The 25,192-nt window shown below is 74.3% G+C and carries 26 protein-coding genes; 19 read left to right on the top strand and 7 right to left on the bottom strand.

Annotation, left to right across the window (positions count from 1 at the left end; all coding sequences use genetic code 11):
* Positions 1 to 4: 4 nt before the first annotated feature.
* Positions 5 to 739: an IclR family transcriptional regulator gene (locus ACOJUI_RS10140; protein WP_422114847.1), complete on the bottom strand. Its 735-nt coding sequence runs from the start codon at positions 737 to 739 to the stop codon at positions 5 to 7.
* A 139-nt stretch (positions 740 to 878) separates the two neighbouring features.
* On the opposite strand from ACOJUI_RS10140, the gene leuC reads away from it, so the two are divergent.
* The 7 genes from leuC (at position 879) to ACOJUI_RS10105 (ending at position 7,786) form a co-directional block, all read left to right on the top strand.
* Positions 879 to 2,318: a 3-isopropylmalate dehydratase large subunit gene (leuC, locus tag ACOJUI_RS10135; RefSeq protein WP_422114846.1), complete on the top strand. Its 1,440-nt coding sequence runs from the start codon at positions 879 to 881 to the stop codon at positions 2,316 to 2,318.
* A 14-nt stretch (positions 2,319 to 2,332) separates the two neighbouring features.
* The gene (gene leuD, locus ACOJUI_RS10130) at positions 2,333 to 2,947 is read left to right on the top strand and encodes a 3-isopropylmalate dehydratase small subunit (protein ID WP_422114845.1); all 615 of its coding nucleotides are present in this window, start codon (positions 2,333 to 2,335) and stop codon (positions 2,945 to 2,947) included.
* 74 nt (positions 2,948 to 3,021) lie between these two features.
* Positions 3,022 to 4,338: a UDP-N-acetylglucosamine 1-carboxyvinyltransferase gene (gene murA, locus ACOJUI_RS10125; RefSeq protein ID WP_422114844.1), complete on the top strand. Its 1,317-nt coding sequence runs from the start codon at positions 3,022 to 3,024 to the stop codon at positions 4,336 to 4,338.
* Between the two features lie 2 nt (positions 4,339 to 4,340).
* Positions 4,341 to 4,871 carry a hypothetical protein gene (locus tag ACOJUI_RS10120; RefSeq protein ID WP_422114843.1) on the top strand — a complete coding sequence of 177 codons (531 nt, stop codon included), beginning with the start codon at positions 4,341 to 4,343 and terminating at the stop codon, positions 4,869 to 4,871.
* Positions 4,871 to 5,671 carry a lysophospholipid acyltransferase family protein gene (locus ACOJUI_RS10115; protein ID WP_422114842.1) on the top strand — a complete coding sequence of 267 codons (801 nt, stop codon included), beginning with the start codon at positions 4,871 to 4,873 and terminating at the stop codon, positions 5,669 to 5,671. Before ACOJUI_RS10120 ends, ACOJUI_RS10115 begins: the two co-directional genes overlap by 1 nt.
* Positions 5,668 to 6,657, top strand: coding sequence for an NAD(P)H-dependent glycerol-3-phosphate dehydrogenase (locus ACOJUI_RS10110; RefSeq protein WP_422114841.1), 990 nt, complete (start codon positions 5,668 to 5,670; stop codon positions 6,655 to 6,657). The genes ACOJUI_RS10115 and ACOJUI_RS10110 overlap by 4 nt, the downstream gene beginning before the upstream one ends.
* Positions 6,658 to 6,670: 13 nt before the next feature.
* Positions 6,671 to 7,786 (top strand): D-alanine--D-alanine ligase family protein, encoded by a 1,116-nt coding sequence (locus ACOJUI_RS10105; protein ID WP_422114840.1) that lies wholly within the window; start codon positions 6,671 to 6,673, stop codon positions 7,784 to 7,786.
* Positions 7,787 to 7,789: 3 nt separating this feature from the next.
* Here ACOJUI_RS10105 and ACOJUI_RS10100 read toward each other — a convergent pair whose 3' ends face one another.
* Entirely contained in the window at positions 7,790 to 8,284 is a 495-nt protein-coding gene (locus ACOJUI_RS10100) for a DUF3515 family protein (protein ID WP_422114839.1), read from the bottom strand.
* A gap of 22 nt (positions 8,285 to 8,306) precedes the next feature.
* On the opposite strand from ACOJUI_RS10100, the gene thiL reads away from it, so the two are divergent.
* Positions 8,307 to 9,296: a thiamine-phosphate kinase gene (gene thiL, locus ACOJUI_RS10095; protein WP_422114838.1), complete on the top strand. Its 990-nt coding sequence runs from the start codon at positions 8,307 to 8,309 to the stop codon at positions 9,294 to 9,296.
* A 35-nt stretch (positions 9,297 to 9,331) separates the two neighbouring features.
* Positions 9,332 to 10,408, top strand: a complete 1,077-nt coding sequence (locus ACOJUI_RS10090) for an NAD(P)-dependent alcohol dehydrogenase (protein ID WP_422114837.1) — start codon at positions 9,332 to 9,334, stop codon at positions 10,406 to 10,408.
* A 149-nt stretch (positions 10,409 to 10,557) separates the two neighbouring features.
* Here the strand turns inward: ACOJUI_RS10090 and rpmB are convergent, their stop codons facing one another.
* The gene (gene rpmB / locus ACOJUI_RS10085) at positions 10,558 to 10,755 is read right to left on the bottom strand and encodes a 50S ribosomal protein L28 (protein WP_422114836.1); all 198 of its coding nucleotides are present in this window, start codon (positions 10,753 to 10,755) and stop codon (positions 10,558 to 10,560) included.
* 230 nt (positions 10,756 to 10,985) lie between these two features.
* Between rpmB and ACOJUI_RS10080 the strand changes: the two genes are divergently transcribed.
* The 3 genes from ACOJUI_RS10080 (at position 10,986) to ACOJUI_RS10070 (ending at position 15,478) form a co-directional block, all read left to right on the top strand.
* Positions 10,986 to 13,199: an ATP-dependent DNA helicase RecG gene (locus ACOJUI_RS10080; protein ID WP_422114835.1), complete on the top strand. Its 2,214-nt coding sequence runs from the start codon at positions 10,986 to 10,988 to the stop codon at positions 13,197 to 13,199.
* 1 nt (position 13,200) lies between these two features.
* The gene (rsmD, locus tag ACOJUI_RS10075; RefSeq protein ID WP_422114834.1) at positions 13,201 to 13,755 is read left to right on the top strand and encodes a 16S rRNA (guanine(966)-N(2))-methyltransferase RsmD; all 555 of its coding nucleotides are present in this window, start codon (positions 13,201 to 13,203) and stop codon (positions 13,753 to 13,755) included.
* Positions 13,756 to 13,894: 139 nt separating this feature from the next.
* Complete coding sequence (locus ACOJUI_RS10070) at positions 13,895 to 15,478, top strand: HNH endonuclease signature motif containing protein (protein WP_422114833.1); 1,584 nt, start codon at positions 13,895 to 13,897, stop codon at positions 15,476 to 15,478.
* A 119-nt stretch (positions 15,479 to 15,597) separates the two neighbouring features.
* Here ACOJUI_RS10070 and ACOJUI_RS10065 read toward each other — a convergent pair whose 3' ends face one another.
* The gene (locus tag ACOJUI_RS10065; protein WP_422114832.1) at positions 15,598 to 15,984 is read right to left on the bottom strand and encodes a VOC family protein; all 387 of its coding nucleotides are present in this window, start codon (positions 15,982 to 15,984) and stop codon (positions 15,598 to 15,600) included.
* An 18-nt stretch (positions 15,985 to 16,002) separates the two neighbouring features.
* Here ACOJUI_RS10065 and ACOJUI_RS10060 point away from each other — a divergent pair, with 18 nt between their 5' ends.
* From ACOJUI_RS10060 to ACOJUI_RS10030, 7 genes are all read left to right on the top strand, one after another.
* Positions 16,003 to 16,857 (top strand): DUF6597 domain-containing transcriptional factor, encoded by an 855-nt coding sequence (locus tag ACOJUI_RS10060; protein ID WP_422114831.1) that lies wholly within the window; start codon positions 16,003 to 16,005, stop codon positions 16,855 to 16,857.
* A 10-nt stretch (positions 16,858 to 16,867) separates the two neighbouring features.
* Positions 16,868 to 17,248, top strand: a complete 381-nt coding sequence (locus ACOJUI_RS10055; protein WP_422114830.1) for a DUF3224 domain-containing protein — start codon at positions 16,868 to 16,870, stop codon at positions 17,246 to 17,248.
* A 19-nt stretch (positions 17,249 to 17,267) separates the two neighbouring features.
* On the top strand, positions 17,268 to 17,759 hold the full coding sequence (coaD, locus tag ACOJUI_RS10050) for a pantetheine-phosphate adenylyltransferase (protein ID WP_422114829.1): 492 nt from the start codon (positions 17,268 to 17,270) through the stop codon (positions 17,757 to 17,759).
* Positions 17,760 to 17,796: 37 nt separating this feature from the next.
* Positions 17,797 to 18,378, top strand: coding sequence for a YceD family protein (locus ACOJUI_RS10045; RefSeq protein WP_422114828.1), 582 nt, complete (start codon positions 17,797 to 17,799; stop codon positions 18,376 to 18,378).
* On the top strand, positions 18,378 to 19,130 hold the full coding sequence (gene rnc, locus ACOJUI_RS10040; protein ID WP_422114827.1) for a ribonuclease III: 753 nt from the start codon (positions 18,378 to 18,380) through the stop codon (positions 19,128 to 19,130). Before ACOJUI_RS10045 ends, rnc begins: the two co-directional genes overlap by 1 nt.
* Before the next feature lie 3 nt (positions 19,131 to 19,133).
* The gene (gene mutM / locus ACOJUI_RS10035) at positions 19,134 to 20,048 is read left to right on the top strand and encodes a bifunctional DNA-formamidopyrimidine glycosylase/DNA-(apurinic or apyrimidinic site) lyase (RefSeq protein ID WP_422114826.1); all 915 of its coding nucleotides are present in this window, start codon (positions 19,134 to 19,136) and stop codon (positions 20,046 to 20,048) included.
* A 68-nt stretch (positions 20,049 to 20,116) separates the two neighbouring features.
* Positions 20,117 to 20,704, top strand: a complete 588-nt coding sequence (locus tag ACOJUI_RS10030; RefSeq protein ID WP_422117651.1) for a response regulator transcription factor — start codon at positions 20,117 to 20,119, stop codon at positions 20,702 to 20,704.
* A 4-nt stretch (positions 20,705 to 20,708) separates the two neighbouring features.
* Here the strand turns inward: ACOJUI_RS10030 and ACOJUI_RS10025 are convergent, their stop codons facing one another.
* From ACOJUI_RS10025 to cydD, 3 genes are read right to left on the bottom strand one after another with little or no spacing between them, the layout of a single operon-like run.
* Complete coding sequence (locus ACOJUI_RS10025) at positions 20,709 to 21,845, bottom strand: sensor histidine kinase (RefSeq protein ID WP_422114825.1); 1,137 nt, start codon at positions 21,843 to 21,845, stop codon at positions 20,709 to 20,711.
* Complete coding sequence (gene cydC / locus ACOJUI_RS10020) at positions 21,842 to 23,506, bottom strand: thiol reductant ABC exporter subunit CydC (protein ID WP_422114824.1); 1,665 nt, start codon at positions 23,504 to 23,506, stop codon at positions 21,842 to 21,844. Before cydC ends, ACOJUI_RS10025 begins: the two co-directional genes overlap by 4 nt.
* A complete protein-coding gene (cydD, locus tag ACOJUI_RS10015; protein ID WP_422114823.1) occupies positions 23,503 to 25,188 on the bottom strand; it encodes a thiol reductant ABC exporter subunit CydD in 1,686 nt (561 codons plus the stop codon). Before cydD ends, cydC begins: the two co-directional genes overlap by 4 nt.
* Positions 25,189 to 25,192: the final 4 nt, after the last annotated feature.

The raw sequence follows: 25,192 nt of genomic DNA, 5'->3' as shown, positions 1-25,192 counted from the left end.
CGTCTCAGGCGCCCGCGCGGCGCAGCAGCTCGGTGAGGTGGTTCGCCGAGCTCATCACCGAGGCGGCGTGCAGCCGCCCGGGCTGGCGGGTGATGCGCTCGATGGGACCGGAGATGCTCAGCGCCGCGACCACCCGGCCGTTCGGGCCGCGCACCGGCGCCGAGACGGAGCCCACCCCGGGCTCGCGCTCACCGATCGACTGGGCCCAGCCGCGGCGGCGCACCGCCGAGAGCTGGGTGGCGGTGAAGCGGGCGCCGAGCAGGCCGCGGTGCAGGCGGTCCGGCTCCTCCCAGGCCAGCAGGATCTGGGCGGCGGAGCCGGCGCGCATGGTCAGCGCCGAGCCCAGCGGCACGGAGTCCCGCAGGCCGATCGGGCGCTCGGCGGCGGCCACGCAGATGCGGTGGTCGCCCTGGCGGCGGTAGAGCTGGGCGGACTCCCCGGTGTGGTCGCGCAGCGCCGCCAGCACCGGGCCGGCGGCGGCCAGCAGCCGGTCCTCGCCGGCCGCCGCGGCCAGCTCGCCGAGGCGCGGACCCAGGATGAAGCGGCCCTGCATGTCGCGGGACACCAGGTGGTGGTACTCGAGCGCCACCGCCAGGCGGTGCGCCGTGGGGCGGGCCAGTCCGGTCAGCTGCACGAGCTGGGCCAGCGTCGCGGGCCCGGCCTCGAGCGCGCCGAGCACGATCGCCGCCTTGTCCAGCACGCCGACGCCGCTGCCGTTCTCCTCCGAGGTCTTGTCCATGCTCCGATACTGCCGTCTTATTTGGTGAGACGCAAGTGCGCGGCCCGGGGAGCGCGGCGGACCATGGTCAGGCGCTCGCACCCCGAGCGCCTCAGTGCAGTCAGCAGCGTCCCCACGAGGGGCGCAGGGAAGGATCGACATGGCGGGGACCCTCGCGGAGAAGGTCTGGGCGGATCACGTGGTCCGCCGCGGAGAGAACGGCGAACCGGACCTGCTGTACATCGACCTCCAGCTCCTGCACGAGGTGACCAGCCCGCAGGCCTTCGACGGCCTGCGCCATGAGGGCCGCACCCCGCGCCGGCTGGACCAGACGATCGCCACCGAGGACCACAACACCCCCACGATCGACATCGACAAGCCGATCGCGGACCTCACCTCGCGCACCCAGATCAACACCCTGCGTCGCAACGCCGAGGAGTTCGGGGTGCGGATCCACAGCCTGGGCGACGTCGACCAGGGCATCGTCCACGTCGTCGGCCCGCAGCTGGGACTGACCATGCCGGGCATCACCGTGGTCTGCGGCGACTCGCACACCTCCACCCATGGCGCCTTCGGCGCGCTGGCCTTCGGCATCGGCACCAGCGAGGTCGAGCACGTGCTGGCCACCCAGACCCTGCCGCTGACCCCGTTCAGGACCATGGCGATCACCGTCACCGGCTCCCTGAAGCCGGGCGTGACCGCGAAGGACATCATCCTCGCGGTGATCGCGAAGATCGGCACCGGCGGCGGCGCGGGCTACGTGCTCGAGTTCCGCGGCGAGGCCATCCGCTCCCTGTCCATGGAGGGCCGGATGACGATCTGCAACATGTCGATCGAGGCCGGTGCGCGGGCGGGCATGATCGCCCCCGACGAGACCACCTTCGAGTACGTCCAGGGCCGCCCCCACGCCCCCCGCGGCGCAGACTGGGACGCGGCCGTGGAGTACTGGCGGACGCTGCGCTCGGACGACGACGCCACCTTCGACGCCGAGGTGGTCATCGACGCCGACCAGCTCGAGCCCTTCGTCACCTGGGGCACCAACCCCGGCCAGGGCCTGCCGCTGAGCGCCGCGGTCCCCGCCCCGGAGGACTTCACCGACGACAGCGCCCGCAACGCCGCCGAGCGCGCCCTGGAGTACATGGACCTGGTCCCCGGCACCCCGCTGAAGGACATCGCCGTGGACACCGTCTTCATGGGCTCGTGCACCAACGGCCGCATCGAGGACCTGCGCGCCTTCGCCTCCGTGGTCGAGGGCCGCACCAAGCATCCCGACGTGCGCGTGCTGGTCGTGCCCGGCTCGGCGCGGGTGCGCCTGCAGGCCGAGCAGGAGGGCCTGGACCGGGTGCTGCTCGACTTCGGCGCCGAATGGCGCCAGGCCGGCTGCTCGATGTGCCTGGGCATGAACCCGGACCAGCTGCAGCCCGGTGAGCGCGCCGCCTCGACCTCCAACCGCAACTTCGAGGGCCGCCAGGGCAAGGGCGGACGCACCCACCTGGTCTCGCCGGTGGTGGCCGCCGCCACCGCCGTGCGCGGCACCCTGTCCTCCCCGTCGGACCTGGGCGCAGCCAGCGCCCCCTCCGACCTCCAGCCCGTCGCCTGATCAGGAGCACCGAGATGGAAGCCTTCACCACCCACACCGGCATCGGCGTGCCGCTGCGCCGCAGCAACGTCGACACCGACCAGATCATCCCCGCCGTCTACCTCAAGCGGGTCACCAAGACCGGCTTCGACGACGGCCTGTTCAACGCCTGGCGCACGAATGATCCGGACTTCGTGCTGAACCGTCCCGCCTACGCGCAGGGCTCGGTGCTGGTGGCCGGCGCCGACTTCGGCACCGGCTCCTCCCGCGAGCACGCCGTCTGGGCGCTGCGCGACTACGGCTTCAAGGCCGTGCTCTCCAGCCGCTTCGCGGAGATCTTCCGCGGCAACGCCGGCAAGCAGGGCCTGGTCGCGGGCATCCTGGCGCAGGACGACATCGAGCAGCTCTGGAAGATCCTCGAGGAGGCCCCCGGCACCGAGGTGACGGTCGACCTGGTCGGCCGCCAGGTCCATGCCGCGGACGCCACCTTCCGCTTCGAGATCGACGACTACACCCGCTGGCGCCTGCTGGAGGGTCTGGACGACATCGGGCTCACCCTGCGCCACGAGGAGGACATCACCGCCTTCGAGGCGAAGCGCCCCTCCTGGATGCCGCGGACGCTGCCGGCGCGCACCGCCGACTCGGTCTGAGCGGCGGGCGCTCGGGTAGGGTGGCCCGGTCGGAGACGGGCGCCCGGGCGCCCGACCATCGAGGCAAGGACACCATGAGCTCGACATTCCATGTGCGCGGAGGGCGCCCGCTCGACGGGGAGGTCACCGTCCGCGGAGCCAAGAACCTCGTCTCCAAGGCGATGGTGGCGGCGCTGCTGGGGGAGGCGCCGAGCACCCTGCACTCGGTGCCGGACATCTCCGACGTGCGGATCGTCTCGAAGCTGCTGTCGATCCACGGCGTCCGCGTCGAGCACGACGTCGAGGCCGGGACGCTGCACCTGGACCCCTCGAACGTCGAACGGGCGCATGTGGCCGACATCGACGCCCATGCCGGCAGCTCGCGGATCCCGATCCTGTTCTGCGGTCCGCTGCTGCACCGGCTCGGCGAGGCGATCATCCCCGACCTGGGCGGCTGCCGGATCGGCGACCGCCCGATCAACTACCACCTCGACGTGCTGCGCAAGTTCGGCGCCGTGGTCGACAAGCGCGAGATGGGCATCTACATCACCGCGCCGAACGGCCTGACCGGCACCAAGCTCCACCTCGAGTACCCGAGCGTCGGCGCCACCGAGCAGGTGCTGCTGACCGCGGTGCGCGCCCACGGCGTGACCGAGCTGACCGGCGCCGCGGTCGAGCCGGAGATCGAGGACCTGATCGCGGTGCTGCAGAAGATGGGCGCGATCATCTCCCTGCAGACCGACCGCACCATCACCATCGAGGGCGTCGACACCCTCGGCGGCTACCAGCACGTGGCCCTGCCCGACCGCATCGAGGCCGGTTCCTGGGCCTGCGCGGCCCTGGTGACGCAGGGCTCGGTGTTCGTGCGCGGCGCCCAGCAGAAGCCCATGTCGACCTTCCTCAACGTGTTCCGCAAGGTCGGCGGCGGGATCGACATCACCGAGGACGGCATCCGCTTCTTCCACCCCGGCACCCCGCTGCGGGCGATCGCGATGGAGACCGACGTGCACCCCGGGTTCATGACCGACTGGCAGCAGCCGCTGGTGGTCGCCCTCACCCAGGCCGACGGCATCTCGATCGTCCACGAGACGGTCTACGAGAACCGCCTCGGCTTCACCTCCGCGCTGAACGACATGGGCGCCCGCATCCAGGTCTACCGCGAATGCCTGGGCGGCTCCAGCTGCCGCTTCGGTCGCAGCAACTACAACCACTCGGCCGTGGTCTCCGGCCCGATGCCGCTGCACGCGGCCGACATCACCGTGCCCGACCTGCGCGGCGGCTTCTCGTACCTGATCGCGGCCCTCGGCGCCGAGGGGGTCTCCTCGATCCGCGGCATCGACCTCATCGACCGCGGCTACGAGTCCTTCCGCGCGAAGCTCTCGGCCCTCGGCGCCGAGTTCTGGGAGGACTGAGCATGACCAGCTCGCTGGCGCTGCGGGACATCCCGATCCCCGACTACTGCGACGTGGTGATCGTGCCCACCGGCGGGGTCGAGGAGACCGATCCGCGCATCTGGGCCGCCGCGATCTTCTCCCACGAGAACACCCCGCTGTCCACCCGGGGGCTGCGCGCCGTGCGCGACGAGGCGATCCGCCTGTTCGACATGGTGCCGCCGCCCGAGAAGGACTTCGTGGCCGACGAGGTGGTGGGCGCGGAGGCGCTGATCATCGACGACGACGACAAGCTGCAGGTCCGCATCGGGGTGGCGCTGCTGCCGGGCGGGGACCTGCTGCAGGTGACCACCGCGGTGAAGTACCGCTCGGTGCGGGGCCGGCTCGCCTTCGCGCCCCGACGCCTGCTGCATGCCGCGGCGGTCAACACCCTGGCCCGCCGGGCCCCCACCACCCTGCGCCGCCGCGCCCTGGCCGGCGACCCCCGGGCGGCCTCGCTCACCGGCCAGGTCTCCCGCCGGGCGCTGGGCCGGGGACCCGCGGCGGACCGCTGATGTCGCTGCGGCGCAGCTGGGACGTGGGCGCCGCGAGGCCGCCGGAGCGCCGCGCGGGCCTGGTGATCGGGCTCGCGCAGCTGCCGCTGCGCCCGCTGCTGAGCCTGCTGGCGCGGCCGCGCTGGCGGGGCACGGAGCAGCTCCCGGCCACCGGGGCCGCGATCGCCTGCGGCAACCACCTCAGCGCCGTCGACCCCTTCTGCTACGGCCACCTGCTCCAGGCCCACGGCATCGCCCCGCGCTTCCTGGCCAAGGACTCCCTGTTCCGCCTGCCTGGGCTCGGCGCCCTGCTGCGATCGGCCCGCCAGATCCCGGTGCGGCGCGGCACCTCCCGCAGCGGCGACGCCCTCGAGCACGCCCGCGCTGCGCTCGGACGCGGCGAGGTGATCATGATCTTCCCCGAGGGCAGCTACACCCGCGACCGCGAGCTGTGGCCGATGCAGGGCCGGCTCGGCGCCGCCCGCCTGGCCCTGTCCACCGGTGCCCCGCTGCTGCCGATCGCGAGCTGGGGCGGGCGGCGGCTGTGGCCCGTCGGCTCCCCGCTCCCGCACCCCGGCCCGGATCGGCGCGTGGAGATGCTGGTCGGCGCGCCGTACACGGTGCAGCGCCGCCCGGAGGAGACCGAGCAGCAGGCCGCGCTGCGCATCACCGAGGAGCTGATGGCGACGATCGCCCAGCTGCTCGGCGAGCTGCGCGGCCAGCAGCCCCCCGCCGTGCTCCACGACGGCCGCCGCGACGCCCACCGCCCCGAGGCCGGCCGGCCGCAGCGCGGCTACCGGGCCTGGGAGCAGCGCGCATGAGGCGCCTGGCCGTGCTCGGGGCCGGCAGCTGGGGCACCACCTTCGCGCAGGTCCTCGCCGACGGCGGGGCCGAGGTCGCGCTCTGGGCGCGCCGCGAGGAGGTGGCCCGCGAGATCCGCGAGCAGCACCGCAACCGCGCCTACCTCGGCGAGCGGGTGCTGCCGGAGGCCGTGGGGGCCACCGCCCGCGTCGAGGAGGCGCTCGAGGGCGCCGACGGGGTGGTGCTCGCGATCCCCGCCCAGTCGATGCGCGCGACGCTGGCGGCCTGGCCGGACCTGCCCGCGGTGCCGCTGCTCTCGCTCACCAAGGGCATCGAGCGCGCCACCGACGCCCGCATCAGCGAGATCATCGCCGAGGCCGGGGGAGCGGACCCCGGGCGCATCGGCGTCCTGTCCGGACCGAACCTCTCGGCGGAGATCGCCGAGCGCCGCCCCTGCGCGACCGTCGTCGCCGCTCCCTCCGCGGAGCTCGCCGAGCTCCTGGCCAGCTGGTGCCGGGCCCCCTACCTGCGCACCTACACCTCCACGGACGTGGTGGGGGTCGAGATCGCCGGGGCCGTGAAGAACGTCATCGCGATCGCGGTGGGCGCCGCCGCAGGGCTCGGCCACGGCCACAACACCACCGCCTCCCTGATCACCCGCGGGCTCGCGGAGATCACCCGCCTCGGGGTGGCGCTCGGCGGGCGGCGCGAGACCTTCGCGGGCCTCGCGGGACTGGGGGACCTGGTGGCGACCTGCTCCTCGCCGCTGAGCCGCAACCACCGCCTGGGCCTGGCCCTGGGCCGGGGGCTGGGGGCGGCGGAGGCCGCCGCCGAGGTGGGCCAGACCGCCGAGGGCGCGGCCACCGCGCGGGCCGTGCAGGAGCTCGCGATGCGGCTCGACGTGGACATGCCCATCACCGCCTCGGTGGTGGCCGTGCTCGACCACGGCGCCCGGATCGACGAGGTCACCACGGCCCTGCTGTCACGCTCGGTGCGTCCCGAGTAATACCCTCGCCCCTATGAGAACGACTGTCGCCCTCCTGTTCGGCGGCCGCAGCGGGGAGCACGGCATCTCGTGCGTGACCGCCGGCGGCATCCTGGCCGCGATCGACCGCGAGCGCTTCGACGTGGTCGCCCTCGGCATCACCCGCGAGGGGCGCTGGATCCACGTCTCGGACGATCCCGCCGACTGGACCATGGTCGACGGCCGCGCCCCCGAGATCGACCCCGCCGGCGACGAGGTGCTGCTGCCCGCCGCCCGCCACCGCCCCGGACAGCCGATCGTCCTGCGCACCGTGGTGGACGGCGCGGTGCGCCCGCTCGCCGAGGTCGACGTGCTCTGGCCGCTGCTGCACGGGCCCTACGGCGAGGACGGCACCGTGCAGGGCATGCTCGAGATGCTCGACATCCCCTACGTCGGCAGCGGCGTGCTCGCCTCCGCCGTGGCGATGGACAAGGCCGCCACCAAGCTGGTGCTGCGCGCTGCGGGCCTCGAATGCGCCCCCGGCATCGTGATCCACGAGGACCGCTGGGCCGCCGAGGCCGACCGGGTCCGCAAGCACCTGACCACCCGCCACGCCCTGCCCTGGTTCGTCAAGCCCGCCCGCGCCGGCTCCAGCCTCGGCGTGACCCGCGTCGAGGATCCGCGGGAGCTGGAGGCGGCGATGAAGGCGGCCTTCGCCGAGGACCCCAAGGTGCTCGTCGAGGAGGGCCTCGAGGCCCGCGAGGTCGAGTGCGCCGTGCTGCAGGGCCGGGAGGACGCCGAGGTGCGCGTGACCCTGCCCGGGGAGGTGAGGATCGGCGACGACCTCGACTTCTACGACTACGAGGCCAAGTACTTCGGCAAGGGCACGGTCTCGATCGACGTGCCCGCCGCCCTGCCCGACCGCCTGCTCGAGGAGGTCCGCGAGACCGCGTCCCGCGCCTTCACGGCGCTGGGCCTGGAGGGCCTGGCCCGCGTCGACATGTTCGTCACCGCCGAGGGCCGGGTGGTGGTCAACGAGGTCAACACCATGCCCGGCTTCACCCCGTACTCGATGTTCCCGGTGCTGTGGCAGCACATGGGGCTGGGCTACGCGGACCTCATCGCCGACCTCATCGAGCAGGCCCGCTCCCGGCGCCTCGGCGCGCGCTGAGCCCTACGCCGTCTCGTCCCCGGGCCCGATGCAGAAGTCGGTGGCCTCGAGGTGGCGGGTGACGACCTGGGTGAGGTCGAGGGCGGCGGCCGAGGGCTGATCCCCGGCCGCGGAGATCGGCACCGACACGTCGATCGCGGGCTCGCGCCCGTACGTCGTGTACAGGAACGTCCCCTCGTCGACCTCGCGCACGATCCAGTCGACCTCCACGTCGTTCTCGTCGGCGAGGGTCGTGCACAGATCCGTGGTCGGGCCCGGCGGGGTGACCCCGCAGCGCATCACCACGGTGTCCTCCCCGCTGCCCCAGGCCGCGGTGCCCTGGCTCGAGGTCTCGGTTCGCTCCATGTCGAGCACGGTCGGCGGGGCGCCCAGCACGATGTCCGCGCAGACCGGGTCGGCGGCGTCCGGCCCGGCCGGCACCCGCACGGTGCCGCAGGAGGCCAGGCCGAGCGCCAGCAGGGCGGCGGCGGTCGCGGCGAGGGGACGGGAGCGGAGCACCCGTCGAGACTACCGTGGAGCCATGATGCGCGATGAGCCCCGCGGGGAGAGCGGCCTGCTGGCCCGGATGCTCCCGCTGCTGTCCACCGACGACCGCATCGAGGTGGGGCCCGGGGACGACGCGGCGGTGGTGCGCCTGCCCTCGCCGCGGATGGTGGTCACCACCGACACCCTCGTCGAGGGGTACGACTTCCTGCTGCCCGCCACGACGCCGCTGTGGATCGGCCACAAGGCCGCGGTCCAGAACCTGGCCGACGTCGCCGCCATGGGGGCCCGGCCGATCGCCCTGGTCTCGGCGCTCTCCGCGCCCGGGGACACCCCCGCCCACGTCTTCGAGGACCTCACCCGGGGCCTCGCCCGGCGCGCGGAGGCCGACGGCGCCCGCGTGGTGGGCGGGGACCTCGGCCGCGCCGACCGTCTCACCCTGACCGTCACCGCCCTCGGCGCGCTCGAGGAGGGCGCCGCGCCGGTGCTGCGCTCCGGCGCCCGCCCCGGCCACGTGCTCGCGATCGGCGCGCCGCGCCTGGGCCGCTCCGCCGCCGGCCTCGCCCTGGTGCTGTCCGGCCGGATCCGGGTCCAGGACGGCCGGGTGCACGGCGCCGGTGACTTCGCCGACCTCGTCGCCTGGCACGACGCCCCCGAGCCCGATCTCTCGCTGGGCTGGAGTGTCGGCCGCGGCGCGAGCGCGATGATGGACCTCTCCGACGGACTGGTGCAGGACGGGATGCGGATCGCGCGGGCCTCCTCGGTCGCGCTCGACCTCGAGGCCGGAGCTCTCGCCCCCGACGCGGCCGCGCTGCAGGACCTCGCCGGCGAGCTCGGCGCCGATCCCTGGGCGTGGGTGCTGCACGGCGGCGAGGAGCACGCGATGCTCGCGACCTTCCCGGCCGGGGCCGTGCCCGCCGGCTTCCGACCGATCGGACGGGTGGGCGAGGCCGCGCAGCCCCTGGTGACGCTCGACGGGGAGCGGATCGGCGGCCGCGGTTTCGACCACTTCGACGCCCCCGCGTAGTCTGAACGGCGCCATCTCGCCACCAAGGAGCATTCATGCCGATCACCGTCAAGGCCCTGCAGAAGACCGCCCCGGACCAGCCCTTCCGCGTCACCACCATCGAGCGCCGCGACCCCCGCCCCGATGACGTGGTGATCGACATCAGGGCGGCCGGGATCTGCCACAGCGACATCCACACGGTCCGCAACGAGTGGGGCGAGGCCCACTTCCCGCTCACCGTCGGCCACGAGATCGCCGGGGTCATCTCCGCCGTCGGCAGCGAGGTCACCCGCTGGGAGGTCGGCGACCGCGTGGGGGTGGGCTGCATGGTCGACTCCTGCGGCGAGTGCGAGCAGTGCGTCGCCGGCTACGAGCAGTGCTGCCTGAAGGGCAACGTCGGCACCTACAACTCCACCGACGTCGACGGCTCCATCACCCAGGGCGGCTACGCCGAGAAGGTCGTCGTCAACGAGCGCTTCGTGCTGCGGATCCCCGACGCGCTGGACTTCGACGTCACCGCGCCGCTGCTGTGCGCGGGCATCACCTCCTACTCGCCGCTGGCCCGCTGGGGCGCCGGCGACCAGGTCGGCGACCGCCCGAAGCGGGTCGCGGTGCTGGGCCTGGGCGGGCTCGGCCACATGGGCGTGCAGATCGCCGCCGCCATGGGCGCCGAGGTCACCGTCATGACCCGCACCCTGAAGAAGGAGGCCGAGGCCCTCGAGCTCGGCGCCACCCGGGTGCTCGCGACCAGCGAGGACGGCTTCTTCCGCGACCACCGCGGCCAGTTCGACCTGATCCTGAACACCATCAGCGCCGACATCCCGGTCGACCAGTACCTCGCGCTGCTCGCCCCGCGCGGCGTGATGGCCGTCGTCGGGCTGCCGCCCGAGCAGCAGGGCGTCGGCTTCGGCTCCCTGATCGGCAACAACAAGGTGCTGGCCGGCTCCAACATCGGCAGCATCGCCGAGACCCAGGAGATGCTCGACTTCTGCGCCGAGCACGGCCTCGCGGCCCGCATCGAGGTGATCGGGATCGACGACGTCGACGCCGTCTACGACCGCGTGGTCGACGGCGACGTCAAGTTCCGCGCCGTCATCGACACCGCCGCCTTCGCGGACGCTCAGGTCGACTGAGACCGGGCGCCGCCGAGCAGCGGCACCACGGCCGCCACCAGGATCAGTGCGATCCCGGTGGCGGTCGCCGTCGCTCACCGGGCCGGGATGCACGAGAGCCCCCACCCCGAGGGGTGAGGGCTCACGCGGTCTGGTCTGTGCGGTCTCGCTCAGGCGCCGAGCGTGCTGACCTTGCCTGCCTTGAGGCAGGAGGTGCACACGTTCACGCGCTTGCTGGTGCCGTTGACCACAGTGCGGACCGACTGGATGTTCGGGTTCCAGCGACGCGAGGTGCGGCGATGCGAGTGAGACACGGCCTTGCCGAAGCTCGGCGCCTTGGCGCAGATTTCACACGTGGAAGCAGCCACTGTCGTCTCCTGGTAAGTCGAGTTCTGATCGCGGTGCCCAGATGACCTGGGCGAGCACGGAGGTGCGAACCCCCGGCGGTCAGGGCAACCACGGAAGCATAGCCCAGATGCCGGCCGCTCAGAAGGGCGCGGCCCGCGCGGGGGCTGTGGATTCCGCCACAGGTCCGGCGGACCTGGCACGATGTCCCTTGCACGATACCCGGCGGCGAACGGCGCGAGGAGAGACCCCCATGGCCAGGAGGCAGGAGTCCGCGCGCGGCTCGATGCCGCTGACGGAGCTGCTGAGCACCAAGGAGTCCCGGGCCATGGCCTCCTTCGGGGTGCGCGACCTGGACACCATGATGCGCTTCGCGCCCCGGCGGTACGTGAGCCCCGCCCCGCTGCGCGACCTCCACGAGGTCACCGAGGGCGAGGAGGTCAGCGCGATCGTCTCGGTGGTCTCGGTGCGCGAGCGGACCATGCGCAACCGTCCCGGTTCGGTCCTCGAGGCGGTGGTCTCCGACGGCGTGGAGGACCTCACCCTCGCCTTCTTCCTCCCCAAACCCCATATGGTCCAGTGGCATCGCAGCCGCCTGCCCGTCGGGGCGCACATCGTCGTGCACGGCACCGTCGGCCGCAACACCTACCGCGACGAGCTGCAGATCGCCCATCCCGTGTACGAGCCCTTCGAGGACACCGACGACGGCCGCCTCTTCGCCCAGCGCCCCCGGCCGGTCTACCCGCTGCGCAGGAACATCGCCCAGTCCACCATGCGCTCGGCCACCGAGAAGGGACTGGAGTTCGCCGAGCACCTCTCCTGCCCCGTGCCCGCCGAGGTGCTCGCGGCCCGCGGGCTGCTCCCGCTGCCGCAGGCGGTGCGCCGGGTGCACACGCCCCTGACCCTCGAGGAGGCCCGCGCCGGGATGGCCCACCTCGTCTTCGAGGAGGCCTTCGTGCTGCAGGCGATCTTCGCCCAGCGCCGCGCCCAGGACGAGCGCACCCCGGCCCCGGCGCTGCGGGCCGACGGGCCCCTCCAGGGCGCCTTCGATGCGCGCCTGCCCTTCGAGCTCACCGCCGGCCAGCGCGAGATCGGCGACCAGCTGATCCGGCGCATCGGCCGTGACCACCCCACCAGCGCGCTGCTGCAGGGCGACGTCGGCTCCGGCAAGACCGTCATCGCCCTGCGGGCCATGCTGCGCGCGGTCGACTCCGGCCACCAGGCGGCGCTGCTGGCCCCCACCGAGGTGCTCGCCGAGCAGCACCACCGCACCATCACCGGTCTGCTCGGCGACCTCGCCCGCGGCGGCCAGCTCGACGGCCATCCCGACGCCACCCGGGTGCGTCTGCTGACCGGCTCCCAGCGGACCGCCGGGCGCCGGCAGACCCTGCTCGACGTGACCTCCGGGGAGGCCGGGATCGTGATCGGCACCCACGCCCTGCTCACCGAGAGCGTCGAGTTCGCCTCCCTGGCGCTGGTGGTGATCGACGAGCAGCACCGCTTCGGCGTCGACCACCGCCGGCGCCTGCGCACCAAGGGCGCGCTCGGGCGCAGCCCCCACGTGGTGGTCATGACCGCGACCCCGATCCCGCGCACCGCCGCGCTCGCCACCGTCGGCGACCTCGACGTGCTCACCCTGCGCGAGAGCCCCGGCCGCCGCGCCGGGGTCGCCAGCTTCGTGGTGCACGAGGAGAGCCCGCGCTGGGAGCACCGGATGTGGGAGCGGGCGGGGGAGGAGATCGCCGCCGGCCGCCAGGTGTTCGTGGTCTGCGCCCGCATCGACGAGGACGCCGAGGACGTCCCCGCCCCCGCGGTGCTCGATGAGCACGGCCAGGCCCAGCCCCCGACCCTCGCGCCGGCCCGCGGCGTCACCGAGACCGCCCAGCGCCTGGCCGAGCGCCCGGAGCTGGCCGGTGCCCGCATCGGGGTGCTCCACAGCCGCCTGGCCACCGAGGAGAAGCAGGACGTGATGGACCGCCTGGTGCGCGGCGAGCTCGACCTGCTGGTCTCGACCACCGTCATCGAGGTCGGCGTCGACGTCCCCAACGCCTCGGTGATGATCGTGCTGGACGCGGAGCGCTTCGGCGTCTCCCAGCTGCATCAGCTGCGCGGCCGGGTGGGCCGCGGCGAGCATGCCGGCATCGCCTTCCTCGACACCCGCGCGAAGGGCGGCTCCGAGCACTCCCGGCACCTGCAGGCGATCGCCGGTGCGGCCGACGGCTTCGCGCTCGCCGAGCTCGACCTCGAGCGCCGCGGCGCCGGCGACCTGGTGGGCGAGGAGCAGTCGGGCCTGCAGCGCACCCTGAAGCACCTCGACGTGATCCGCGACGCGGCCGTCATCGAGCAGGCCCGCCAGGACGCCTTCGCCGTCATCGCCACCGATCCCGACCTCGCCGCCCATCCCGCTCTCGGCGGCGCCATCGCCGACCGCCTGCGCGACGCCGACCCCGATGTGGAGAGGAGCTGACATGCCCCGGATCATCGCCGGTGCCCTCGGCGGCCGTACCATCCCCGGACCGCCCGGCAAGGGCACCCGCCCCACCTCCGACAAGGTCCGCGAGGCGCTGTTCAGCCGGCTCGAGGGCTGGGACGCCCTCGTCGGCGCCCGGGTGCTGGACCTCTTCGCCGGCACCGGCGCCCTCGCCTTCGAAGCCCTCTCCCGCGGCGCCGACCATGCCCTGCTGGTCGAGGTCCACGGCCCCACCGCGCAGCAGCTGCGCCGCACCGCCGCCGAGCTCGACCTGACCGGCCGCTGCGAAATCCGCACCGGGAAGGCCGCGACCGCCGCCGCCCAGCTCAGCGGCGGCGACCACACCCTGGTCTTCCTCGACCCGCCCTACGACGTGGGCACCGAGGCGCTCGAGAAGCTCCTGATCGCCCTGCGCCCCGCCCTGACCGACGACGCCCTCGTCGTCGTCGAGCGCTCCGCCCGCTCCCGGCCCGTCGCCTGGCCGGAGGGCTGGGCCGACGACGGCACGAAGTCCTACGGCGACACCGCGCTCCAGTTCGGCGGGCCGGCCTGATCGCGGGAGGTGCGGAATGCAGGACCGTTCCTCCACCGACGCGGTTCTCCACATTCTGCGTGAGCTCCCGCGAAACTCTGGCGTGAATCGAGCGTATGTTCTAAACTGGAGGCAGGCACCGCAGCGAGGAGGGGGCACCATGGACCAGCACCAGCCGGCTCCCGCCCGCCCCGGCGAACCGCCCCGCACCCCGGTGCAGGCGCGGCGACCGCTGACCAGCCAGTCCCTGATCGAACGCGCCGGCGTCGCGCCCCGCACCCCGGAGGCCCAGGCCGTGCAGCGGATCTTCCAGCGCCGGCGACGGGAGCACGCCGCCCTCTTCGCCGCGGAGATGCGCGACCTCGCCGCGCTCTGGTCCGCGGAGGACGAGGGCGACGAGAAGGCCCTGCACGCACTCGCCGCCGCCGCGGGGCTGCGCACGAAGCTCTCCCGCGGCGAGGACCGGCTGCGCGACGCGCATGTCGCGCTCACCGAGCTGCCGCTCTGCTTCGCCCGCGTGGAGCAGGGCGCGCTGCCCGTGGACTGGTTCGAATGGCTGATCCGCAGCGTGCTGCGTCTGACCTCCCTCCAGCGCCGCCAGGTCGACGAGCGGGTCGCCGCCTGGCAGCTCGAGGCGATCGACGTGGAGCGGTTCTACCGGGAGCTGCGCACCCTCGTCGACTGGTTCGGCAGGGCCACGGTGCAGGAGCGCCCGCAGGAGCAGCGCTCGGTCTTCATCCAGCCCTCCCCGGACGGTGACGGCACCGCCTGCGTGACGATCCGTGGTCCGATCCCGGAGATCATCGCGTTCGGCCGGCGCCTGGACGCGGCGGCCCGCGCCGTCCAGGACTCCCAGCGCCGCGCCCTCGCCGACGGCGCTCCGATCCCCTTCGACCTGGACGGTGACGTGGCCGCGAGCGGCCGGCCGATGACTCTGTCCGCCCTGCAGTACGCCGTGGCGACGCGCTCGATGCTCGAGACGGGCGGAGTGGAGGTGCCCGAGCCCGCGTTCCGGCTCTCCGTCGTGGTGCCCGTGCTCACCCTGCTCGGTCGCTCGAACGCCCCCGCCATGCTCGACGGCACGATCCCCATCCCGCCGCGCATGGCGCGCGAGCTGGTGGCCAGGGCCCCCGCCTTCGAGCGGGTCCTCACCGCTCCGATCTCCGGGCAGTACCTGCCCTCGGCCTCCACGACCTACCGGCCCACGAGGGCGATGGCCGAGAACCTGCGCCTCATCGATCCGGTGTGCGCGGTCCCCGGCTGCACCCGCAACGTGATGACCATCGGCGAGACCGATCACATCGAGGAGTTCGACCTCGAGGATCCCGCCCGCGGCGGCCCCACCGCCCTCGAGAACCTCCACCGGCTCTGCAGGACGCACCACCGGATGAAGACCGCCGGCCTCCTCGATCCGGAACGGGACCAGGGCTCGGGCACCACCCGCTGGCGGGTCGGCGGGCTGGCGGTGTGCGAGACCGTCAGGAACACGGATCTGGTGACCCGTGAGCTCTCCGAGCGCCTCCAAACTGCCTGGGAGCGCTACCGCAGCGACCTCGAGTTCGAGGCGCTGGTCCGCGCCGGGGTGCTCGACGAGTCGCCGGCCGAGGCGGCGGACAGCGAGGAGGCGTACCGCTGGGGTCGCCATCTGTTCGAGCACTACTCCCGCGCCGAGGAGGACGAACTCCTCGAGCAGGGCCCGCCGCCGCTCGCTCCGGTGCCCGGACACGGGCCCCCGCCGTTCTGACCTGGCCCGTGCGCACGGACCGTGCTTCGCCGCCAACCACGCCTCACGGCGGGTGATGGAGAAGATCGGGCTGCGCCTCGAAGGTGTCTTCCGCGAGGACTCGCTGCACCGCAGCCGGCTCAGCCCCAGTTCGCCGCCTGCGTCAGGCAGAACGGGTGACCGGCGGGATCGCGCAGCACGATCCAGGTCTCGCCGGGCTGCTCGGCGACCCGCTCCGCGCCGAGCTCCACGCAGCGCGCGGCGGCCTCCTCCAGGTCCTCGACCGCCAGATCGAAGTGGAACTGCTTGCGGCCGTCGTCCGGCCACTGCGGAGCCCGGAAGTCGGGGATGGCCCCGATGCCCAGGGCGTGGCTCGGACCGGTGAGCATCGCGTACTCCTCGCTGAGATGCGCGATGGGCCAGCCCAGCACGGCGGACCAGAAGTGCGCGAGCGGGGCGGTCTCGGCGGCGTCGAGGGTGATCATCGCGAGCGAGGCGATCGGGGCGGGGGCGGTGTGCTGGCTCATGCCTGCCACACTGCCCCCATGGACGCGGAGCGGGATTGGACGAACGCGACACGCGCTCCCGGGCACATGCTCGGCCATGTCCTGCGCCCCGAGCAGTTCCTCGCCCGCGCCCGCTACGACCGCGCCGCCCCCGATCCGCGCCTGGCCCGCTGGATCGACCGCTACTGGTCCGTGCACTGGGACCTGGCCCCGGGGGAGTCCCACCAGGTGACCACCCTCGACGAACCCGCGGTGCACCTCACCGTCGAAGCGGGCGACGTGCGCCGCGAGGGGACGCAGGGCGCCGGCACCTGGATCACCGGCCCCGTCACCCGCGGCAGCTTCCGCATCACCCAGCGCGGCCGCGGAGGCGTGGTCGGCGTCCGCTTCCGGCTCGGCGGCACCACGGCCTTCGTCGATGCCGACCTCTCCGCGCTGCGGGACCGCACGATCCCGGCCACCGACTGGTTCCCCGACCCGCCCCGGCCCGCCGCCCTCGCCGGCGCGAGCGCCACCGAGGCCGCCGGGCTGCTGGATCGCTGGCTGCTCGCCCAGGAGCCGCGGGAGGTGCCGGGCCTCACCGACCTCGAGCACCTGCTCGACCTGCTCGCCGATCCCGCGGTCACCGGCACCGGCCTGCTCGAGGAGCGGTCAGGGCTCTCCACCCGCTCGCTGCAGCGGACCTTCCGCCGCTTCGTCGGCGTCGGCCCCAAACGGATGCTGCTGCGCGCCCGGGTGATGGACGCCGTCGCCGCCCTGGACGGCGGCGACCCCCGCCCGGTCGCCGACCTCGCGCAGGATCTCGGCTGGTTCGACCAGTCCCACTTCCTGCGCGACTTCCGGGCGATCACCGGGGCGAGCCCCGGCCACTACCTCCGTCGGGACGCCCGGTGATACTGGAGCCATGAGCACCCACTCCGCCTCCTTCATCGTGCAGATGACCCCCGGCGCGCCGATCCCCGCCGGCACCGGCCGCTTCGACCTCGTCAGGACCTGGTCGGGCGAGGTCGAGGGCACCTCCGCCGGCGTCATGCTCACGGCCGGGGACCCCGGCAGCGGCAGCGCCGGCTACGTGGCGATCGAGACCTTCACCGGCACCCTGGCCGGCCGGTCGGGCACCGTCGTCCTCCAGCAGCTCGGCACCATGGCCGCGGGCGAGCCGGCCCTGACCTACGTGATCACGCCCGGTTCCGGCACCGGCGAGCTCGCGGGCCTCACCGGCACCCTCGCCATCGGCGAGATCGACGATCAGGGCCTGCACCGGGTCACCCTCGAGCTGGACTGAGGAGCACTACAGTGGCGCCATGAGCACCGTCGTCCTGCCCGGCTCGTTCGACCCCTTCACGCTGGGGCACCTCGACCTCACCCGTCGGGCCGCCGCGCTCGGGCACCAGGTGATCATCGCCGTCTCGCACAACCCCTCGAAGCAGGGCATGCTCGACCTGCCGGCCCGCACCGGCGCGATCGAGGAGACCCTGCAGCGCCACGACCTCGCCGGCGCCGTCACGGTCCGCACCCTGCCGCGGGGCCTGCTGGTGGACTTCTGCCGCGAGGTGGGCGCCGGCGCCGTGGTGCGCGGCCTGCGCTCCCAGCTGGACCTCGCCTACGAGGAGCCGATGGCGCGCATGAACAGCCATCTGGCCGGGATCGACACGCTGTTCCTGCTCACCGACGCCGCGTTCTCCCACATCTCCTCGTCCCTGGTGCGCGAGGTCCACGCCCTCGGGGGTGACGTCTCCGACATGCTCCCGAGCGCCTCGCTCGAGGCGCTGCGGGCCGCCGCGGCCGTATCCTGATCCATTGTCCAAGCCGTCACGAACAGGACCCTCACCGATGTCTTCCGACGCCATCCCCACCTCGTCGCTCGATACCTCCCTGCGGTTCGACGCGGTCGACCTCGTCGGCCGCACCGGATCCCACCGCCATGTCGAGCGCACCGTCCCCGCCCCCGCCCGCGAGGCCGGCAGCATCGCCATGCAGGTCCCCGAGGGCGACGACATCACCGTCGCGGTCGAGCTCGAGTCCGTGGTCGAGGGCATCTACGTCCACGGCACCGCCACCGCGCTGCTGACCGGCGAGTGCTCGCGCTGCCTGGACCCCGTCGAGCAGGACGTCTCGGCCCGCCTCGACGAGCTGTTCATGTTCCCCGAGAAGGTCAAGGCCGAGGACCGCGAGGACTCGGTGCTGCTGGAGGCCGACGAGGTCAACCTCGGCCCGCTGGTGCGGGACGCGATCGCGATGGAGGCCGAGGACCGCCCCCTGTGCCGCGAGGACTGCCCGGGCCTGTGCGGCCACTGCGGCTTCCGGATGGAGGAGGATCCCAGCCACCACCACGAGTTCGTCGACGACCGCTTCGCCGCGCTGAAGGGTCTGTTCGACACCGAGGAGCCGGCGCAGAAGGACGAGCAGAACTGATGGCGCGCAGGCGCCGCGCCACCGAGGCCGCCGACGTGCAGGGCCTGCTGGACCGGCTGCCGCTGGATGCCGGACAGGCCTCGGACCTGCTCGGCTCCGGACTGCTCGACCTCGCGCTGACCCACCGCTCGTACTCCTACGAGCACGGCGAGATCCCGCACAACGAGCGTCTCGAGTTCCTCGGGGACGCGGTGCTGCAGCTGGCCGTCACCGAGCACCTGTACACCGCGCACCCGGGCCTCCCCGAGGGGGACCTGGCCCGGCGCCGCGCCGGGACCGTGAGCACCCGCGCCCTGGCCGTGATCGCCTCCAAGCTCGACCTCGGGGCCTTCGTGAAGCTGGGACGGGGGGAGGACCTCACCGGCGGCCGCGCCAAGGCCTCGATCCTCGCCGACACCACCGAGGCCGTCATCGGCGCGGTGCACCTCTCCCTCGGCCAGAGCGTCTCGCGGCGCTTCGTGATGGACCTGCTGCGCCCGCTGCTGGACTCCGACGAGTTCCTCGAGGCCGGCTTCGACTTCAAGTCCCGCCTCCAGGAGATCGCCGCCGCCGAGGGCCGGGTGGTGGCCTACGAGCTCAGCGAGTCCGGGCTCGAGCACCAGAAGACCTTCACCGCCACCGTGCGCGTCGAGGGCGTGGTGACCGCCCACGGCGACGGCGCCTCGAAGAAGGACGCCGAGCTGGCCGCCGCCCAGAACGCCGTGCGCGGGATCCTCGCCGAGCGCGGCGAGACCCTGCTCCCGCGAGGCTGAGGCGTGCCCGAGCTGCCCGAGGTGGAGGTGGTGCGCCGCGGCCTGGCCCCGCGCACCGTCGGCCGCCGGATCACCGCGCTCGAGCTGCTGGATCCGCGGATCATCCGCCGCCAGCAGGGCGGGGAGGACCGCCTGCGCGCGGCCCTGGTCGGCTCCACCCTGACCGCCGTGGTGCGGCGCGGGAAGTTCCTGTGGTGGCGCCTGGCCGACGCCGACGGCCGCGACACCGGGGAGGCCCTGATGGGCCACCTCGGCATGAGCGGGCAGCTGCGGATCGCCACGCCCGAGGCCGGCGGCCCGGTCGCCGCCTCGCCCCGCCACCGCCGCCTCTCCCTGGTCCTGGACGACGGCGCCCGCGTGGACCTCATCGACCAGCGACTCTTCGGCGGGCTGTGGACCAGCCCGCTCGCCCCGGCCGTCGACGGGCACCTCGCCGGGCTCGGCAGCCCCGATGCGCTGCTGCCGCGCGACGCCGCCCATGTCGCCCGTGACCTCCTGGACCCCGCCGCGGACCTCCCGGCCATCGCCCGCGCCCTGCGCGCCCGCCGCGCCGCGGTGAAGACGCTGCTGCTGTCCCAGGACCTGGTCAGCGGCATCGGCAACATCTACGCCGACGAGGCGCTGTGGAGTGCCCGCACCCGCTTCGACACCCCGGGCACCGCGCTCTCCCAGCGCCGCGCGCTGGCCATCCTGCGCGCCGCGGGCGAGGTGATGGAGCGCGCGCTCGCCGTCGGCGGCACCAGCTTCGACGCGCTGTACGTGAACGTCGACGGGCGCAGCGGGTACTTCGCCCGCTCCCTGGACGCCTACGGGCGCGAGGGGCAGCCCTGCAGGCGGTGCGGTAGATTGCTGCGGCGGGCCGTCCACCAGGGGCGGAGCAGTCATTACTGTCCCCGGTGCCAGCGCCCCGCCGGCTGATCCGCAGCCAACAGATCCAGGGAGGACGCTTCGTGACAGCGAGCCGAGAGCAGGGCCCGATCCGCGTGATGCTGGTGGACGACCACGAGGTGGTGCGTCGGGGCATCGTGACGGCGATCGACGCGAGCCCGGCGCTGCGCGTGGTCGGCGAGGCCTCCTCCGTCGCGGAGGCGCGCCGGCGACTGCCCGCGATCCGTCCCGACGTGCTGGTGGTGGACCTGCAGCTGCCCGACGGCACCGGCATCGACGTGATGCGCAGCGCCCGCGAGATCGCTCCCGAGCAGCTGATGCTGGTGCTGACCAGCTTCGACGATGACGCCGCGCTGCGCGAGTCGAGGGCCGCGGGGGCCGCCGGGCTGATGCTGAAGTCCGCCCGCTCCCAGGAGATCGTCGAGGCGATCACCTCGGTGCACGCCGGGCGGACGATCTGGCCTGCCGACCACGAGGCGGAGGGGCCGGAGCTGTCGGCCTCGGACCAGCGGATCGTGGAGCTGATCGGCGACGGCCACTCCAATCGCGAGATCGCCGATGCGCTCGGCATCGCCGAGAAGACCGTCAAGAACCGCGTCACCGTGATCCTGCAGGCGCTCGGGATGCAGCGCCGCACCCAGGTGGCGGCGATGGTCGCCGCCCGCCGCCGCGCCGGCTGGCAGTAGGCGCTCAGGGCGACGGCAGGGTCACCCGCCAGGAGAGCATCGTGCCGGGCTCGAGGTTGATCGCGTCGGCCCAGCCGGAGTGGCGCCGGGCCCGCGCGGACATGTTCGCCAGTCCGCTGCGCCGCCGCACCGACGGGTCGATCCCGCGCCCGTTGTCGGACACGTTGACCTGCACCACCCGGTCCACCCCCTCGGAGAAGACGCTCACCGAGACCGCGACCGCCGTGGCATGGGCATGCCGGGCGGCGTTGGCCAGGCCCTCGCGCACCACCGCCACCACGTCCTCGGCGACCTCCGGCGGCAGCTCGGCGTCCATCTCCGCCGGATGCGGGGGCAGCCGCAGCGACGGCACGAAGCCGAGCCCGGCGGTGGCCAGTCCCACCTCGTGACGCAGCTGCTCGCTGAGGGAGGCCTCGGAGCGCTCGCGGCGCAGCGACTGCACGATCTGGCGGATCTGGGCGACCGCGTTCTCCAGGCCCTGCACCGAGGTCGCGACGGCGCTGCGGATGCGGGCGTTGGACGGCACCGTGCCGGGGGAGCCGAGGGACTGCACGAGCCCCTCGAGCTGCATGCCGACCGCGAACAGCTCCTGGATCGCGAGGTCGTGGAGGTCGCGGGCGATGCGGCTGCGCTCGTCGTCGAGGTCGTCGCCGCTCCGGCCCAGCGTCGGGGCCCGCAGGGTCAGGGCGACCAGCCCCGCCAGCGCGTCCAGCCGCTCCCGGTCCGCCGCGGTGAAGGGGGCGCCGGCGTGCTCGCGCAGCACGGTGAGCAGTCCGACGCCGTGCTCGGCGCCGTCGATGACGGCCAGCAGGGCCCGGCAGGTCTCCTCGCCCACCTCGACCGTGCCGACCTCCTCGAGGGCGTCGGCGTCGGTCTGCTCGAGGGCGAGGCCGATCGGGGAGTCGGGCGGGACGGCCGCGCCCAGCAGCGCCGGGGCGTCGGGGCCGTCGACCATCTCGATGCCCCACTGCGCCTCCTGGATCGGCATCACCAGCAGGGCGCTGCGGGCGGTGAGGTCGGTGCGGGCCGAGCGCAGCAGCAGGTCCAGCAGGTCCTCGCTCTCCCCGCCGGCGAGGACGGCCCCGGCGAGGTCCTGGATGCGCGGCCGGTCGGCGCGGGGCGGCGGGGTGGTGGAGGTCATCGGTGCTCCTCGATGCGCAGGACGGGGGTGCCGGCGGGGATGGCCTCGACGCGGTGGGTGACCACCACGACGGTGCTGGTGGGCGGGATGAGCGTGTCGTCGGCGGGGTCGAGCAGTGCGCGCAGCAGGGCGTCGCCGCGCTCGGTGTCGAGGTGCTCGGTGGGTTCGTCGAGCAGCAGCACGGGGCCGCTCCGCAGCACCGCCCGGGCCAGCAGCAGCCGGCGCCGCTCGCCGCCGGAGACGGTGGTGCCGTCCGGCCCCAGCACGGTGTCCAGGCCGTGGGGCAGGCCCGCCACCCAGTCGTCGAGGCCGACGGCGCGCAGCGCGGCGTCCAGCTCGTCGTCCGCGAGGTCGCCGCGCACGACGCGCAGGTTCTCCCGCACCGTGGTGGCGAAGACGTGAGCGTCCTCGGCGAACATCGTCACCCGCGAGCGGATCTCGGAGGCGGGGAGCGCGGCGAGGTCCACCCCGCCCAGCTCGACCCGTCCCGCGAGCGGGTCGAGCAGCCCGGCGAGGGTCGCCAGCAGCGTCGACTTGCCGCTGCCGGAGCCGCCGATCACCGCGAGCCGGGATCCCTCGGGCAGCTCCAGGTCCAGGGACCGCACCCGCGGCGCCGAGGCGGTCCAGCCCGCGCTCAGCGCCACCGCCCGCAGGGAGGCAGCGGCGGGCACGGCGGCCGGTCCCGGCGCGGAGGCGGCCGGCTCGGGTCCGACGAGCTGCGCGATCCGCTGGGCCGCGGCCTGCGAGCGGGCGTACTGGGTGGCGGCGGCGGGCAGGGCGGTGGCGGCCTCGAAGGAGGACAGCGGCAGCAGCAGCAGGATCCCGATCTGGCCCGCCGAGGCCCCGCCGTCCGCCCAGGCCGCGCCCGCGGCGAGCAGGGAGCCGGTCACGGCGAGGATCATCGTCAGCGGCACCGCGGCCGAGGCCAGGGCCGCGGGCACCGCGGCCCTGTCGATCGCGGCGTCGTGCTCGGCCTGGCGCTCGCCCAGGTCCGTCAGCGCCGCCTCCAGCCTCCCGTCCAGCCGCAGCGCGGTGGCGTCGTCGAGGATCTCCAGCGCCCGGGCGCCGAGGGCGGAGCGGGAGGTGAGCACGGCCTGCTCGGTGATCCGGGCGGCCCGGTGGGCGGCCAGCGGGGCCAGCACCCCGGCCAGGAGCAGGGCGCCGAGCATCGCGGCGGTCGCGGGCGGCGACAGCGGTGCGAAGGTCACCAGCACCACCACCGCCATCACCGCCGCGACCAGCGCCGGGACGACGGCCTTGATGACGTGGTCGCCGAGCTCCTGGGCGTCGTCGCCGAGCCGGGCCAGCAGCTCCCCGCGGCGCAGCCGGGTCAGGGTGTCGTCGGTGCGGGCGGCGAGCGCCGTGAACAGGTGGGTGCGCAGGGAGACCACGCCGCGCAGCGCGACGTCGTGGGTCAGCATCCGCTCGAGCCAGCGGAACACGCCGCGGGAGACGCCGAGGGCCCGCACCGCCACCACGGCGACGGTCAGGTCGAGCACCGGGGGCATGGTCCAGGCGCGGGTGACCAGGTAGGCGGAGACCGCGGCCAGGGCGAAGGCCGAGCCGAGGGTCGCGCAGGCGGTGAGCACCGCGGCCAGCAGCCGGGGGCGGGGGATGGCCAGGGCGCGCTCGGCGCGGCGCAGGGCGGTGGGGGCGCTCATCGCAGGACCCCCGCCGCGGCCGTGCCCACGCTCGCCACGTCGTCGGCCGCCTCCACCAGGCGGGAGCGGTGGGCGATGACGACCACGGTCCGGCCCTGGCGGCGCAGGGCCCCGATCAGGTCGAGCACGATCTGCTCGGTGGCGCCGTCCAGATGCGCGGTGGGCTCGTCGAGCACCACCAGCGGGGCGGGGGAGAGCATCGCCCGGGCCAGCGCCAGGCGCTGCCGCTCCCCGAGGGAGAGGCCGTGGCCGGCGCGGCCGAGGTCCGCGTCCCAGCCGCGCTCGGCGATCACCGCGTCCAGTCCGGTCGCGGCGGCCGCGGCCTCGAGGGCGGCGGCGTCGGCGCCGGGGCGGGCTGCGGCCAGCACCGTGCGGATCGTCCCCGGCGGCAGCACCGGGCGCTGGGGGAGCAGGACCACCTGCTCCCACAGGCTGTCCCGGTCGAGGTCGGCCACGGCGGTGGCGGTGCCGCCCGGGACGACCACCTCGGCGCGGCCCTCGTCGGCCGGCAGCAGTCCCAGCAGGACCTGCACGGCGGTGGTCTTCCCGGCGCCCGAGGGGCCGGTCAGGGCCAGCACCCGGCCGGGTCGCACCTCGATCTCCGCCCGGTGGGGGGCGAAGCCGTCGCGGGAGCGCACCGAGACCCCGCGCAGGGTCAGGGTGGCGGTGCGCAGGTCCGGCGCGGTCAGGGCGCCGTCCGCCATCGGCTGCTCGTCGAGCACCTCGAAGGCGGCGCCGACGGCGGCCAGCCCGTCGGTGGAGGCGTGGTACTGCGAGCCGACGCTGCGCAGCGGCTGGTAGACCTCCGGGGCGAGCACGAGCACCGCGAGGGCCGGGGCCAGGTCCATCTCCCCGTAGACCAGGCGCATGCCGATGCTCACCGCGATCAGCGCCACGCACAGCGTCGCCAGCAGCTCGAGCACCATCGAGGAGAGGAAGGCGTACTTCAGCGAGCCGATCGCGGAGCGGCGGTGGCGGTCCCCGAGCCGGGCCACCACCTGCTCGGGGCCGCGCTCGCGGCCCAGCGCCCGCAGCGTGGGCAGGCCGTCGACCAGATCCAGCAGCTGGGCCCACAGGGAGCGCATGTCCGCGATCAGCTGCTCCGAGCGGCCCACGGTCAGCGTCCCGACCAGGATCATGAACAGCGGCACCAGCGGCAGGGTGACCAGCGCGATCAGGGCGCTCAGCGGGTCCAGCAGGCCGATCGTGAGCAGGCACAGCGGGGTGACCGTCGCCGACAGCACCAGCTGCGGCACGTAGCCCACCAGGTAGGGACGCAGGTTCTCGATGCCGGTGGTGGCCAGGGCCGTGAGGTCCGCGCCGCGGCCCGCCCCGGCGCGGGGTCCGAGCCTCGCGGCATGGCCGACGATCCGGCCGCGCAGCTCGCTGATCGCCGCGGTCGCCGCCCGATGGGCGGTGCCCTCCTCCACCAGCACCGCGCCGGAGCGCAGGGCGAGCGCGCCGACCAGCAGGAGCAGCAGCCCCGGGGCGTCCTGCGGGACCTGACCGGTCACCAGCAGCTGCGCGCCCAGGCGCGCGATCACCAGGGCGGTGACGATGACGCAGGCGGACTGCACGAGCCCCAGCAGGACGGTGCGCCCGACGTGCCGGCGGGCCGCCCGCACCTCCCGCACCAGGCGGGGGTCCAGGGGGGCGCGGCGGGGGGCGGTGGCGGTGGTCATCGTC

The organism is Brachybacterium sp. UNK5269 (genome assembly GCF_049266655.1).
Classification (GTDB): domain Bacteria; phylum Actinomycetota; class Actinomycetes; order Actinomycetales; family Dermabacteraceae; genus Brachybacterium.
Note: the sequence above shows the minus strand (reverse complement) of the source record. Positions and strands in the feature narration are given on the sequence as shown.